General features: G+C 54.3%; 14 protein-coding genes. 6 read left to right on the plus strand and 8 right to left on the minus strand.

Going from position 1 to position 12434, the window contains the following annotated elements; genetic code table 11:
- From VL547_RS21160 to VL547_RS21170, 3 genes are all read right to left on the minus strand, one after another.
- On the minus strand, positions 1–394 hold a 394-nt coding region (locus VL547_RS21160), incomplete at its 3' end, for an SDR family NAD(P)-dependent oxidoreductase (protein ID WP_325581719.1).
- A 5-nt stretch (positions 395–399) separates the two neighbouring features.
- Positions 400–777, minus strand: a complete 378-nt coding sequence (locus VL547_RS21165; protein WP_325581745.1) for an NADPH-dependent F420 reductase — start codon at positions 775–777, stop codon at positions 400–402.
- Positions 778–817: 40 nt separating this feature from the next.
- Complete coding sequence (locus VL547_RS21170; RefSeq protein WP_325581721.1) at positions 818–1570, minus strand: glucose 1-dehydrogenase; 753 nt, start codon at positions 1568–1570, stop codon at positions 818–820.
- Between the two features lie 104 nt (positions 1571–1674).
- On the opposite strand from VL547_RS21170, the gene VL547_RS21175 reads away from it, so the two are divergent.
- The gene (locus VL547_RS21175) at positions 1675–2031 is read left to right on the plus strand and encodes a helix-turn-helix domain-containing protein (RefSeq protein ID WP_325581723.1); all 357 of its coding nucleotides are present in this window, start codon (positions 1675–1677) and stop codon (positions 2029–2031) included.
- A gap of 21 nt (positions 2032–2052) precedes the next feature.
- Here VL547_RS21175 and VL547_RS21180 read toward each other — a convergent pair whose 3' ends face one another.
- Positions 2053–2328 carry a hypothetical protein gene (locus tag VL547_RS21180; protein WP_325581725.1) on the minus strand — a complete coding sequence of 92 codons (276 nt, stop codon included), beginning with the start codon at positions 2326–2328 and terminating at the stop codon, positions 2053–2055.
- A 136-nt stretch (positions 2329–2464) separates the two neighbouring features.
- On the opposite strand from VL547_RS21180, the gene VL547_RS21185 reads away from it, so the two are divergent.
- The gene (locus VL547_RS21185; RefSeq protein WP_325581727.1) at positions 2465–3721 is read left to right on the plus strand and encodes an epoxide hydrolase; all 1257 of its coding nucleotides are present in this window, start codon (positions 2465–2467) and stop codon (positions 3719–3721) included.
- Here VL547_RS21185 and VL547_RS21190 read toward each other — a convergent pair.
- Together VL547_RS21190 and VL547_RS21195 are read right to left on the minus strand one after the other, a co-directional pair.
- Entirely contained in the window at positions 3718–4092 is a 375-nt protein-coding gene (locus VL547_RS21190; RefSeq protein WP_325581729.1) for a response regulator, read from the minus strand. The genes VL547_RS21185 and VL547_RS21190 overlap by 4 nt on opposite strands.
- Before the next feature lie 120 nt (positions 4093–4212).
- The gene (locus VL547_RS21195) at positions 4213–6354 is read right to left on the minus strand and encodes a glycoside hydrolase family 2 protein (RefSeq protein ID WP_325581731.1); all 2142 of its coding nucleotides are present in this window, start codon (positions 6352–6354) and stop codon (positions 4213–4215) included.
- Positions 6355–6468: 114 nt separating this feature from the next.
- Between VL547_RS21195 and zwf the strand changes: the two genes are divergently transcribed.
- On the plus strand, positions 6469–7986 hold the full coding sequence (gene zwf, locus VL547_RS21200; RefSeq protein ID WP_325581733.1) for a glucose-6-phosphate dehydrogenase: 1518 nt from the start codon (positions 6469–6471) through the stop codon (positions 7984–7986).
- A gap of 56 nt (positions 7987–8042) precedes the next feature.
- Positions 8043–9215, plus strand: coding sequence for an alpha/beta hydrolase-fold protein (locus VL547_RS21205; protein WP_325581735.1), 1173 nt, complete (start codon positions 8043–8045; stop codon positions 9213–9215).
- 220 nt (positions 9216–9435) lie between these two features.
- Here VL547_RS21205 and VL547_RS21210 read toward each other — a convergent pair whose 3' ends face one another.
- A complete protein-coding gene (locus tag VL547_RS21210; protein ID WP_325581737.1) occupies positions 9436–10356 on the minus strand; it encodes a hypothetical protein in 921 nt (306 codons plus the stop codon).
- A gap of 188 nt (positions 10357–10544) precedes the next feature.
- Positions 10545–11087: a group II truncated hemoglobin gene (locus VL547_RS21215; protein ID WP_325581739.1), complete on the minus strand. Its 543-nt coding sequence runs from the start codon at positions 11085–11087 to the stop codon at positions 10545–10547.
- A gap of 156 nt (positions 11088–11243) precedes the next feature.
- Between VL547_RS21215 and VL547_RS21220 the strand changes: the two genes are divergently transcribed.
- Positions 11244–12137 (plus strand): hypothetical protein, encoded by an 894-nt coding sequence (locus VL547_RS21220; protein ID WP_325581741.1) that lies wholly within the window; start codon positions 11244–11246, stop codon positions 12135–12137.
- A 110-nt stretch (positions 12138–12247) separates the two neighbouring features.
- Positions 12248–12434, plus strand: a 187-nt coding sequence (locus VL547_RS21225; protein WP_325581743.1) for a hypothetical protein, incomplete at its 3' end; no start/stop codon positions are given.

Raw genomic sequence — 12434 nt, forward strand, 5'->3', positions numbered from 1 at the left:
CGCCAAACAGTTTCAACGCTGCCTGGATAGTAAGTACCGGGCCAAAAACATTGACGTTGAAGTGCTGGTGAAAAGTTGCTGCCGATACCTGTTCAATAGGTAAAAATTGCTGAAAGACCGCGTTGTTTACCAAAATATCCAAGGTGCCGAAGGCCTTCCTGGTTTCTTCAAACAGCCTGGTTACATCGGCTTCTTTCGATACATCGGCCTGTATCGCAATGGCTACTCCGCCATTGTCCGTAATCATCTTTACCACGCTATCCGCACCTTCTTTACTCGAGGCATAATTCACAACCACCTTTGCGCCTTCTGCGGCAAAATGTTTTGCGATAGAGGCACCTATTCCTTTTGAAGCACCGGTAACTACCGCTACTTTGTTTTTTAATGTATTCATTGTATTTATCGGTTGAATTTTACCAAATCCTTAAAGATCAGTTGACCCCAGCTATTTGCCGGATCCTGGCCAAGAATGGCAGCGCCCAAATGGTTGAAGCCCTTAACCAGCTTCCCGCCAGTGAAGGCTTGCGCAACGACTTTTGCGGAAGGCTGCCCTCCCAGTTGCTCAAGGGGCACGCCGTAGGCATTGGTCACATCGACGATGGTTTTCCCATGCCAGCTGGGCAATGCCTTCGCGACATCCGGGTGCGATTCAAAACGCACGGCCAAAAAGATGACGTCCGCCTTTACGGCTTCCGCCAGTGTCGCGGGAATGATCCCGGGTCCGATCGCGGCCGCATCGGTTGCAAAGCTTTCCGGGTCGCGCGTGGCTGCGATTATTTAATGGCGCGGGTTCAAACCCGTGCCGGCGGGGTTTCAACTACTTGGACAGATAGGTCATGCCACCATCGACGAGGAGTTCAGCGCCAAGCAGGAACGAGGAATCATCGGAGGCCAGGAAAACCGCCGTCTTACCAATATCAGATGGCTGCCCAATCCTGCCCGTCGGCATTACACTTGCAAAGTGTGTTTTTACAGCTTCAATTTGTTCCGCGGGAACAAACTTTTCAAATGCCGGCGTATCTGTTGTGCCCGGTGTTATTACATTTACCCTGATTTTCCTATCTAAAAGGTCGCTTGAAAACCCTTTTGCCAAATAGATAACGGCTGCTTTTGAAGCGCCATAAAGCGTAAAATTCGCGTATGCCCGATGGGCGGCATTTGACCCGATAAGAATAATAGAGCCGCCATCGTTCATATAGGGCAATCCTTTCTGAACAGTGAAATAGACGCTTTTTAGGTTTAAATCCATTGTCTTGTCATAGTCGGCTTCGCCAATAGTCGCCACGGTTCCTACGGCTCCGCCACCCGCGTTGGCAACAATCACGTCTATTTTACCAAATTTTTCAGATGTGTCTTTAAACACCCTTTCCAGGTCGGCAAGGTTGGTTACATCGGCATTTATGGCTATAAAATCATCCCCAAGCTGAGCTACTGAACTATCTAAAGTTTCCTGATTTCTGCCGACAATGCCTCCTTTAGCGCCTTCCTTCTTAAATTCCCGGGCAATGCCAAACCCAATCCCACTATTGCCACCGGTAATAACTGCTACTTTGTTTTTTAACTTACTCATCATCCCTTTTTTAAAGATTGAGCAACAAAGCTAGACCACTACAGTTATCTTTAGTAACTTTGTACTGAAAAATAACAGTAACATAGGTGTAACCAAGTAACATTATGGGGTGTAAAATCGAAGAGTTCCAGCAGGAACAAATGAAAAGGATGAAAGCCGTTCAGGATTCAATGGACGTTCTGAATGGGAAATGGAAGATTTCTATTATCTCGTCTATTTGCTGCTACGGTAAAAGACGGTTTTCCGATATCTTGAATGATGTAGAAGGGATTTCCAACAGGATGTTGAGCAAGGAATTAAAGGAATTGGAAATAAACCAGCTGATAAAACGAACCATTTTGGATACTCACCCCATAACGGTTCAGTATGAGCTTACGGAACATGGCAATACGCTACAAACCATCATCACCAATCTTTCAGATTGGGGAGTTGTACACCGAAAGAAAGTTGTCGGGAAATGACGAATGCGGGTTTTCTCCACCTCACCTCACTTCCCCCTCGTTCCCTTCGCTCCCGTGATGCTTATGTTTTTTAAGCTTCTCCTCTTCCCGCGCCCGCGGATCGCTGGGCGTGTGTCGCGGTCGCGTCTTATCTACGGCTTCTACGGCCTCTTCATCCGAGTTGTCCCGCCGGGCCAGCTCCCCTTCGTCGAGGTCTTCCGAAGAATCCGGGCTCATGTCCGGGTCTTTGGCCATGTCGCGCTCGGCCAGCTCGTGCGCCTTTGAGGCGGGATCTTTTTTATGGTTTTCGGTCGTCATATAGCAAGTTTACAGAATTCGCGCAAAAGCCAGGCCATTTCCGCCATATAAAAACGCGGCACTGGTCGCCTACAGCTACACCCCCTATTTCTTCACACTCTATATTAGAGTTCAACGTTGCTTTAATAACCTATTTATGAAAAAAGCCATCCTCACCGGCGCGGTTGCCATCCTTGGCGCCACCACCAACGCCCAACAGGCCCCCGCCAACAACAACAACGACATTCGCCCCTTCAAGGTGCACTTCAGCGATGAAGCGCTCGCCGATCTTCGCCGGCGGGTCCTCGCGACGAATTGGCCGGACCAGGAAACGGTCGGCGATCTTTCACAGGGGTTGAAGCTGGAGACGATGAAGTCGCTCGCTCACTACTGGGCGACAACGTACGACTGGCGTAAGTGCGAAGCAAAGCTCAACAGCTACCCGCAATTCATTACGAATATCGATGGCGTCGATATCCACTTTATCCACGTGCGGTCGAAGAACAAAAACGCCTTACCCATCATTATCACGCATGGCTGGCCGGGGTCGATCATCGAGCAGCTCAAGGTCATCGGGCCGCTGACCGACCCGGAAGCGTACGGCGGACGGGCGGAAGATGCCTTCGACGTCGTCATCCCGTCGCTGCCGGGGCATGGGTTCTCCGGGAAGCCGACCGGGACGGGTTGGGATCCCGTAAAGGTCGCGCACGCCTGGATCGGGTTGATGAAGCGGCTTGGGTATAAAAAATACGTGGCACAGGGCGGGGACTGGGGTGACGCGGTCACGGAGCAAATGGCGTTGATTGCCCCACCGGAGTTGCTGGGTATCCACACGAATATGGCGGCCACGCTTCCTCCGGAGGTCTCGAAGGCACTCGCGACGGGCGGTCCCGCCCTGGACGGGTTGTCGACGCCCGACGAAAAGCACGCCTGGCAACAGTTGGACGATTTCTGGAAGCATGGCCTGGGATACGCCCAGGAGATGACGAATCGTCCGCAAACCTTATATGGGCTACAGGATTCGCCCGTTGGCCTGGCGGCCTGGATGATGGACCACGACATCCGTAGTACGGAGCTGATCACCCGGGTCTTTGACGGGAAGACCGAGGGTCTTTCCAAGGACGATGTCCTCGACAATATCACGCTCTACTGGTTGACGGGAACGGCCATTTCTTCGGCCCGGCTTTATTGGGAAAACAAGCTCGCCTTTTTCGACATAAAGCATGTTACGATACCGGTAGCCGTGAGCGCGTTTCCGGACGAGATATACCAGGTGCCGCAGACTTGGGCTGAAAAGGCATTCCCGCACCTCATACACTATAAAAAGCTTTCGAAGGGCGGCCACTTTGCGGCTTGGGAGCAGCCGCAGCTCTTTTGTGAGGAAATCCGCGATTCTTTCAGGTCATTGCGCTAGCAGGCGACCGTCGCCTTAAGTAAATACCCCACGGTACCAAGTAGCGTCTCCTTTGAGAATGGCTTTCGGATAAAAGCATCCGCGCCCGACTCCAGGGCGAATTCACGTGCCCCGACATCCACCCCCGACATGACGATGATTTTCGCCTCCGGATGTTGATGCCGCAGTTGGTCGATGAAGTGCATCCCATGGCCGTCGGGCAACCGGTTATCGAGCAGCACCAGCGACGGCGTCTTCCTGTCGAGGAAATATTTTGCCTCCGCTATACTGCCGGCATGGTAAACCTCGACCCCAGGGTTCCGCAAAAAGCCATTGATGAGAAAGTAGGTATCGGATTCATCTTCTATCAAAAGCACGGTTTTCAGCTCCATATCCTCTGTTTTCGAGGATAAAGTGCAATTCACGGACCATATTTTCCAGGGCGCCGGGCAAGACTCAGGTAACGCCCGGGCAGGGCTTTCAACGCAAAAACCGAAAAAAGTGTAGAAGATCTACCTCGTTGCGGACAATACACTGAGCCCCGCATCGATATACTGCCCTCCCCGATCCTGGTGACAATGTATCGCTATAACGTTGGGCCCCCGCAACCGCAGGGCTTTCTTCGCGGCCGGGTAAACAGGAAAAACCGAGTAAGCGCTCGTCCAGCCCCCCAGCTTCGCCGCCAGCACCCCGTTGAGGTACACCTCGCACTCGTCGTCATGGTGCAGATTCAACACCAGGTTTTCCAGGTCCGATGGAGACAACCCCAGCGGATACCCGCCCGACGGAGACCGCCCCAGGGAGAACGTCTGCCTGATCCATATATCCTTCCCATCCCACACCGTCCTGACAACAGCCCCCGGCGTCCCTTCAGTGCCAAAACCCGCTAACCCGGACTTCCAGGCCGCATCATTGAACGCTAATGAAGACCAGTCGGCCGCCGGCGGGGTAAAGGTATACCGCCACACGCGCGGTGAATCCGACGAGGACGGCAACACGGAATGGATATAGTGCTTGAAGTGGATGACCTTATAATTTGAGGCCCTGAACGCAGCAATCGGCGCCTTGGGTATCCGGTCGTAAGTCATGAGCCCGTTGAGCTCCACCTCCACGTCGGTCGTCTCCGTATAGACCGCGGCGCTCAACCCGTTGTTGGTTTTAAAGATCACCAGGTCGTTGGCAAAGTCATCATAGAGCGACGTATAGGCGGCCACGCTATCCATCATGATGTACGTCGGCCCCGTGGCCCACGTATGCCCGGGCACGATATACCCTATGCCCCCGTATTCACCGCAGGCCAGGACCTGGGAATGGCTCTTCGGTACGCCGGGGGCCGGATAGCTGTGGATGTCCAGGAAGTCGCCGACCCCAAAATGGTTCCCCCCGCTGGCCTGGTTGATCAACCGGGTGGAATCCAGACCGCGGACCATAGAAACCAAACCGGCGGTATTGTGCTGGCCCTGGGCTTCGTTAAAGATTACCCAGGTGACGATGGAGGGCGTATTCCAATGCGTTTGAACCATGCGGCGAAGCTCAGAAGCAAAAGCGGCCGTATCCACCGGCGGCGTGTGCTCGGTATAGGAGTTGGGTGACGGCATGTCCTGCCACACCAGCAGCCCCAACTTGTCCGCCCAGTAGTACCAGCGATACGGCTCGACCTTGATGTGTTTGCGGACCATGTTGAACCCATAGTCCTTGATCTTTTGGATGTCGTTCCGGATCGCTTCGTCGGTGGGGGCCGTATAGATCCCGTCCGGCCAGAAACCCTGGTCCAGCGGACCCAATTCAAATAAAAACTTATTGTTCAAATATAGTTTCTTGTAGCCACCGTCGGAGCCAATTGAAATCTTACGCATCCCAAAATAGCTGTGCACCGTATCGGAGGAGAGCTGCAGCTCCAATCCATACAAGAACGGCGAGTCCGGCGACCATAACTTCGCAGAAGGTATCGGGACCTCGATCGGGGCGTCCGACAAAGCCGTAACCGCCCGCACCACCCGCGCCCCATCCCGCACGACGACCGTCACCGGGCCAGGCGCACTGCCAGAAACGATAACCCGAACGAGACCCCGATCGACATCCGGGGTCACCCTGAAATCAGAAATATGCACCGCCGGCACCGGCTCCACCCAAACCGTCTGCCAAATCCCCGTCGTCGACGTATACATGATCCCTTGCGGATGAAGCGTCTGTTTTCCCCGGGGTTGTCCCCCGTTATCGGTCGGGTCGTATACCCGCACCGTAATCTCCTGGGGACCGCTCCCGGTCAGGGCGTCGGTGATGTCATAGGTGAAAGGGTCGTAGCCACCGGTGTGCAGACCCTGACGCTTACCGTTGACCCACACTTCGGATTCATAGTCCACGGCCCCGAAGTGGAGCAGGAGCCGCTGTCCCTTCCAGGCCGCCGGCACGACGAACGTGCGCCGGTACCACAGGCGGCCGTGTTGCTCCATTACCCCGGAGAGCGCGGACTCTACCGGAAAGGGGACGAGGATAGTTTGGGACAGCTTTCCGGAAGGGACTTCTTCGTTATCTTTACCGGGCTGGTATTGCCAGAGGCCGTTCAGGTTCATCCACTGCGACCGTTCGAACTGCGGGCGGGGATATTCGGGTAGCACCCGGTCCGGCCGAACGTCCTTTGCCCAGCGTGTCATAAGCCTGGCCTGCCGCGGCGCCCAGGATTGCGAAAAGCAAAAACAGGGAAAAGCCAAAAAAACAAAAGCGAACAATCTCATACAATCGAAGATAAGAAGATAATATAAAACACTATGCCCACCCCCAAACACCCCGAATCCGCCGCCATCACAATCTTCGGCGCCCGCGGCGACCTCACCCAGCGTAAATTGATCCCCGCACTCTACAACCTTTACCTCGACGGGCACCTTCCGGAAAAGTTCGCCATTTTTTGCGTGGACTTCGTCACGATCGGGGAGCAGGAATACCGGGACGAGATGCTCAAAGGCGTCAACGAGTTCAGCCGCAGCGGCAAGGCCGGCCCCAATACCTGGGCCGGATTCGCAAAAAGGGTCCAATATATTCAGGGCGACTTTCAACAGGACGTCACCTACACGACCCTCCGGAGCAAGATCAAGGAATTCGAACAGGGAAGGGGTATACGGATGTTTTATTTCGCGGTCGCCCCGCGGTTCATCGAGGTCATCTCCGACGAGCTGTGCAAGAACAAGCTCTGCACCATCGATACCCATCACCGGGTCGTCGTCGAAAAGCCCTTCGGCACCGATCTTGCCTCCGCGAGAAAGCTGAATCGCTACCTGTCCAGCCGTTTCCAGGAAAAACAGATCTTCCATATCGACCACTACCTCGGCAAGGAAATGGTCCAGAACATCCTGGCGTTCCGCTTTGCGAACCACATCTTCGACCCCCTGTGGAACAAGGATTTTATCGATCACGTCGAGATCAGCGTCGCCGAAGAGGTCAGCGTCGGAAAACGCGGCGGTTATTATGACACCAGCGGCGCCCTGCGGGACATGATCCAGAACCACCTCCTGCAGTTGCTTTGCATCATAGCGATGGACTGCCCCAAGGCCTACGAAGCAGAGGCTATCCGCGACAGCAAGGTAAAGGTCCTAAAGAATATCCGGATGATGACCGACAAGGAGGTCTTTACAAACGTCGTCCGCGGTCAATATACCCAGGGCGAAGTCCAGGGGGAACAACGCGTCGCCTACCGTGAGGAGCCCAACGTATCCCCCGAATCGAATACCGAAACGTTCGTCGCCGCCCGGCTTTTTATCGACAACAGCCGCTGGAAAGGGGTGCCGTTCTTCCTCCGCACCGGCAAATCAATGCCCCGCCAGTCATCGGTGATCATGGTCCAGTTCAAAGAGAGCCCGAACGCGATCTTCAAGGACAACAACGTCCCTAACCGGCTCGTGATCAGCATCCAGCCTGAACTGGAGATCGGTCTCGTGTTTGAAAGCAAGGTCCCGGGTCTCCATATGCAGCTCGTCCCGGTCAAGATGAATTTCATGTATACGGATAACTATTCCCAGTCCCTCCCCGAGGCCTATGAGACGCTGCTGCTCGACGTCCTGGAGGGCGACGCCACTTCGTTTATGCGGACCGACCAGATCGAGGCCGCGTGGAAGGTCGTGATGCCCATTCTCGACGCCTGGAAGGCCAGCCCTTCCAAACAGCTTCGTTTCTACCCCGCCGGCACCTGGGGACCGTCCGAAGCCGATAGTCTTCTGAAGCCACACGCCAAAGATTGGTACAAACTGGAAGCCCCGCCCCGCGTGACCCAGAATATGAAAAGTATAGAATAAGAATTAAAGACCCCTGGGTCGTGCAACATTCCGGGACCTCACTTGACTATATAGTCATGCGATCACTACTTCTGCTCGTCAGCCTCTTGACATCCCTGTCGGCATTCGCCCAGTTCACCACTGGCGCCGCCGACACGCTCCATTCAAAAATCCTGAACGAGGACCGGGCCATATGGGTGCACCTCCCCGCCCGGTTCGATCCTCAAAAAAAATATCCCGTCGTCTACCTGCTGGACGCCGAAAACAACTTCACCACCGTTGTCGGCATGATTGGCTACCTCAGCGAAGTCTATGACAACCGCTTTTTGCCCGAGCTCATCGTGGTAGGGATACCCAATACCGATCGCAGAAGGGACCTCACCCCGACAAAGGTGACCAGCGGTCTGTGGATCGATGACGATATGGCCCGGCATTCCGGCGGTGGCGAGGCCTTCACCGCGTTTCTCGAAAAGGAGCTCATCCCCCACATCGACTCCTTGTATCCAACCACCTTGTGCCGCGTCCTGATCGGTCATTCCCTCGGTGGCCTGCTGGTTATAAACACCGTGGTACACCACCCGGGGCTGTTCCGCGACTTTATAGCGATCGACCCCAGCATGTGGTGGGACCAGCAGCGCCTGCTCCACGAATCCAATCAAAAAAACATCGGCGGCTCCGCCCTATTTTTAGCCATGGCCCACACCCAGCCGCCCGGCCTGGACACGACGACGCTCCAGCAGGACACGACGACGGGCACCCTTCACCCCCGCTCCATATTGCAACTCAGCAGATATATCAGCGGTCCGGACGCCGTCTTCAAATATTACGACGCCGAAACGCACGCCTCCGTTCCCCTGATGGCCACCTACGACGCCCTGCGCTTTATTTTCAAGGATTACCCCCTCCAGTTCCAGGACGCCTACTTCACCGATTCGACCTTCCAGCTGGCCGCCTTCCTGAAAAAACACTTCCAGGTCGTCAGCGCCAAATATGGGTTGAACGCGCTCCCCCCGGAAGCCATGGTAGACGGCCTGGGCCGTTTTGTGCTGCGCAAAAACGCGTTCCGAAAAGCCGGGGATATGTTCTTGATGAACGCCTCAAATTATCCCCAAAGCCCCGTCGTTTACGATGCGCTCGGCGACCTCTACGCAGCCGAAGGGGATAAGGCCAAAGCCGCCGTGCAGTACAAGAAATCCCTGAAGCTTAAAGAGACGCCGGATACGCGGAAGAAATTGTCCGCCCTCCAGTGACATTATTTGTGCAAGTTGAAAACATCCTCCAACGTCAACTCCTCTATATCGATATCGATGAAATCCCAACCCATAATACGGAAAACTCTCCATCTTCATCCTTGCCTCCTCCATCGATGGGCTCCCCCTTGCTTCCACTCGATCAGGGCAATGAACTTCTTCATGCGGTATTTTTTATGAAGGTAAAAAAAGAATTTTCATACCACCGCCCCGCGCGCGTCTAATACGCCAAAAACGCCCAGTCCGTCCAAACCCCATTGACCTTCCGCCGGTACTTCCCGTCCCGCGCCTCATAAGTCAGGTCCCCGGTCTTGTCGAAATGGTAGAGCCCGATCGTCTTTTCCCAATCGGGCGCCGACGCCGGCGCGTCTATCGTGAAGTAGACGTGGATTTCCCTGGACGCGAAATCCCCTTGCAGGTTGGTCGTTGTGTTGATCTCCCGGAACAGCTTGTCATCCTTGTAGGTATAGAGTGTCCGGTTGATCCCGTTGCCCGTGACCATTCGGTATTCGATTTTCTGGTCCTTGTCGTTGAAAATACTGGTCTGATTTTGTCCGGGGGCGGGGATAACCGTGTAGGAATGCGCGGCCGGCTTCATATACTCCCCGTGTCCCCTGGATACGATGTTCTTGGGGGTATTGGACTTGTCGGTGCCATAGACGTACTGGTCCGTAATGACCGAGGTGTCGGTATAGATCCGGTCGACCACGGCCCTGATCCAGGTCTTTTTGCCCTTGTTCTCGTAGGCCGTTTGTTTGACGACCCGGTCTCCCGTCCAATCGACGGTCCAAACGAATTGTTTCTCGTTGTTCACGAGCTGCCGGGCGGCAAAGCCCGCGATCGCGCCGGTGTCATCATAGTTGACATTCCAGTCGAAATTCATCAGGTACCCGATCTTGACGCCCGTCACCCGCGGACTCTTGTCCCACGTCAGGGTTATGGGCAGCTGCCCACCCTGGCCGGTGAGCACGGCGCCGGTTATGAGGTCGCCCTTCCACCTCAGCTGGATGGTCAGGTACCGGTCGCTATAACCTGGCGGATTACAAAACCGCTGTGCCGTGATCTTCCCCGTGGAGTCCACAACAAAGTCCCCCGGGGCAAAGTACATCCCATTGGAGGTGTTCCAACAAGAATAGGCCACACCAATGACCTTCAAAACAGCCTTTGCTTTCGGATCGGTCGGCGCGCCCGCAACAACCATCGCGGCGCTTCTCTTCGGGGTTCCCGCGTGAGCGGCATACAGCATTAAACAGATGGCAGTGAGCCAGCAAGACATTTTTTTCATGGGACGGATTTGGGTTTTTGCGTGCGCAATATATCGATAAATCCCTAACTACCCGCAGCCGGTGCCCCGGCGCCCCCCGTTGCCGCCCCAGGGCCGCCCGCCGCTGTCCCAGCGTCCCCCGAAGGCTGATACGGCCCCTTCGTTTCCCCCCATCCCCACGCCGGCATCGGCGCCGTATCATCGATCGGATTCTCCTTCAACTGTGAATTGAGCACCGCGATCCGCGTCCCCCATTCCAGATACCCCACCATCGACGACCGGAATTCCGGGTCGGCCGGCATCCCCATCTCGTCCGCCGTCTCCAGCAGCATCTGCATCCACCGCTTTCGCTTCTGCTCGTCCAGCATCTTCCCTATATGATGCCCGATCATAATGGCGTGGTTCCCCCCATCCTCCCCCGTATACCTCTTGGGTCCCCCAAACACCTCCGCCACAAAGTGTGCCACATGCCTCGGATGATCCGGCGACATATTCCTGAATACCGGCCCCAGCAATTCATCCCGCAAGACCTTGTCATAAAACCGGCGGAACAACTGCTGAAAAGCCCCTTCGCCTCCGGCCCATTCGTATAGTGTAGGTGTCGACATAATCACCAATTTACCGACTTTCGCCCAAATCGCCAGTTCTTCCATACGATTCGTAAGTACTTTTCATGGAACCGGAAGAATTTAGTTTACACTCCTAACAAAATGCCTTCAAAATTTCCCCTCTCTACTGGCAGTGTGTACCTTCTCTGGAAGGGGATGATCGAAGAAGTGGTAGAGGACCTTCTCCTATTCGTCGACCCCAACATAGGCGACGATCTTGACCTGACCCGCGAATACCAGTTCCTCGATAAAGAGCTCGCCGAATTATATCCCGAACCCGAAAAGCCACCAGGAACGCGTGTGGTGGATAAGTTGGTGAAAGTGTATCAAAGAGATGGGGCCGAGCGCTGGATGCTGTTGCACGTGGAGGTGCAGGGCCAAAATAAAGGTGACTTCGCCGGCCGGATGTTTGAATATTATTACCGTTTGACCGACCGTTACAAACATCCTGTCGCCGCCATTGCTGTATTCACCGGTCGTGGATCTGGCGGCCTGCCTCAGGAATATGAGGCACGCTGCCTTTGGACGACGATGCGTTATGAGTATAAGACTTTGGCAATCAGTAATTACAGCGACAGCGAATTGACGGCAAGCACGAATCCATTTGCCGCTGTATTGTTGGTAGCCAAAGAAATACTGTTGCGTTCGCCAGGATCTGATGCGGATTGGGACAAGATACTATTGGAAAATAAGCTGAAAATCGTACGATTGGTAAATGAAAAACTGACAGTATATGGTGATAAAAAGGCCGCCGCCATTTTAAGATTTTTAAACAATTATGTCGCATTTAAGATGCCAGAAACAAATCGTATTTTTATGGAACAGATGGATGTTATAACCGGCAAAAAGAATACCATGGGAATCCTCGAGCAACTTATAGAAATCAAATCCGGAGAGGCCCTCGAGGAGGGTAAGAAACTCGGTCGCCTCGAAGCCGTCCAAATCCTGTTAAAAGCTACCGACTTCTCCGACAAGAAAATCGCCGGCCTCGTAGGTGTCCCTCTTTCCACGGTCAAAAAAATCCACTCCACACTGGCGCAACCTCAATAAAAATCCCTACAACTCCTCGGCGCCCTCGAAATTCTGTAGACTTCCTGTACCCGATGTTATCAAATCGAAAACTCGCAAAAACAGACTACTGAAAGGGATACTTTTGCCCCATGGCCCCTTCCCTGCTATTTACCTCCCGCGTTTGGCACCGCCGCGTCGGCTCGCTATTATTTGTCTTCTTCCTGTTGATTTCACTGACCGGCCTGATGCTGGGCTGGAAGTCGATGTTCACCACCACGCTTTATAAGGCGGCTCCCCAAACCCAAGGCAGCAGTTGGCTTCCGCTGGATACCTTAA

This window comes from Dinghuibacter sp. (genome assembly GCF_035492835.1).
Classification (GTDB): domain Bacteria; phylum Bacteroidota; class Bacteroidia; order Chitinophagales; family Chitinophagaceae; genus Dinghuibacter.

What these genes read in the sequence shown, in the direction of transcription:
- VL547_RS21180 (WP_325581725.1), bottom strand. Translation starts at nt 2,328, where the DNA reads ATGACGACCGAAAACCATAAAAAAGATCCCGCCTCAAAGGCGCACGAG.
- VL547_RS21185 (WP_325581727.1), top strand. Translation starts at nt 2,465, where the DNA reads ATGAAAAAAGCCATCCTCACCGGCGCGGTTGCCATCCTTGGCGCCACC.
- VL547_RS21205 (WP_325581735.1), top strand. Translation starts at nt 8,043, where the DNA reads ATGCGATCACTACTTCTGCTCGTCAGCCTCTTGACATCCCTGTCGGCA.
- VL547_RS21220 (WP_325581741.1), top strand. Translation starts at nt 11,244, where the DNA reads ATGATCGAAGAAGTGGTAGAGGACCTTCTCCTATTCGTCGACCCCAAC.
- zwf (WP_325581733.1), top strand. Translation starts at nt 6,469, where the DNA reads ATGCCCACCCCCAAACACCCCGAATCCGCCGCCATCACAATCTTCGGC.
- VL547_RS21195 (WP_325581731.1), bottom strand. Translation starts at nt 6,354, where the DNA reads ATGACACGCTGGGCAAAGGACGTTCGGCCGGACCGGGTGCTACCCGAA.
- VL547_RS21170 (WP_325581721.1), bottom strand. Translation starts at nt 1,570, where the DNA reads ATGAGTAAGTTAAAAAACAAAGTAGCAGTTATTACCGGTGGCAATAGT.
- VL547_RS21190 (WP_325581729.1), bottom strand. Translation starts at nt 4,092, where the DNA reads ATGGAGCTGAAAACCGTGCTTTTGATAGAAGATGAATCCGATACCTAC.
- VL547_RS21175 (WP_325581723.1), top strand. Translation starts at nt 1,675, where the DNA reads ATGGGGTGTAAAATCGAAGAGTTCCAGCAGGAACAAATGAAAAGGATG.
- VL547_RS21215 (WP_325581739.1), bottom strand. Translation starts at nt 11,087, where the DNA reads ATGTCGACACCTACACTATACGAATGGGCCGGAGGCGAAGGGGCTTTT.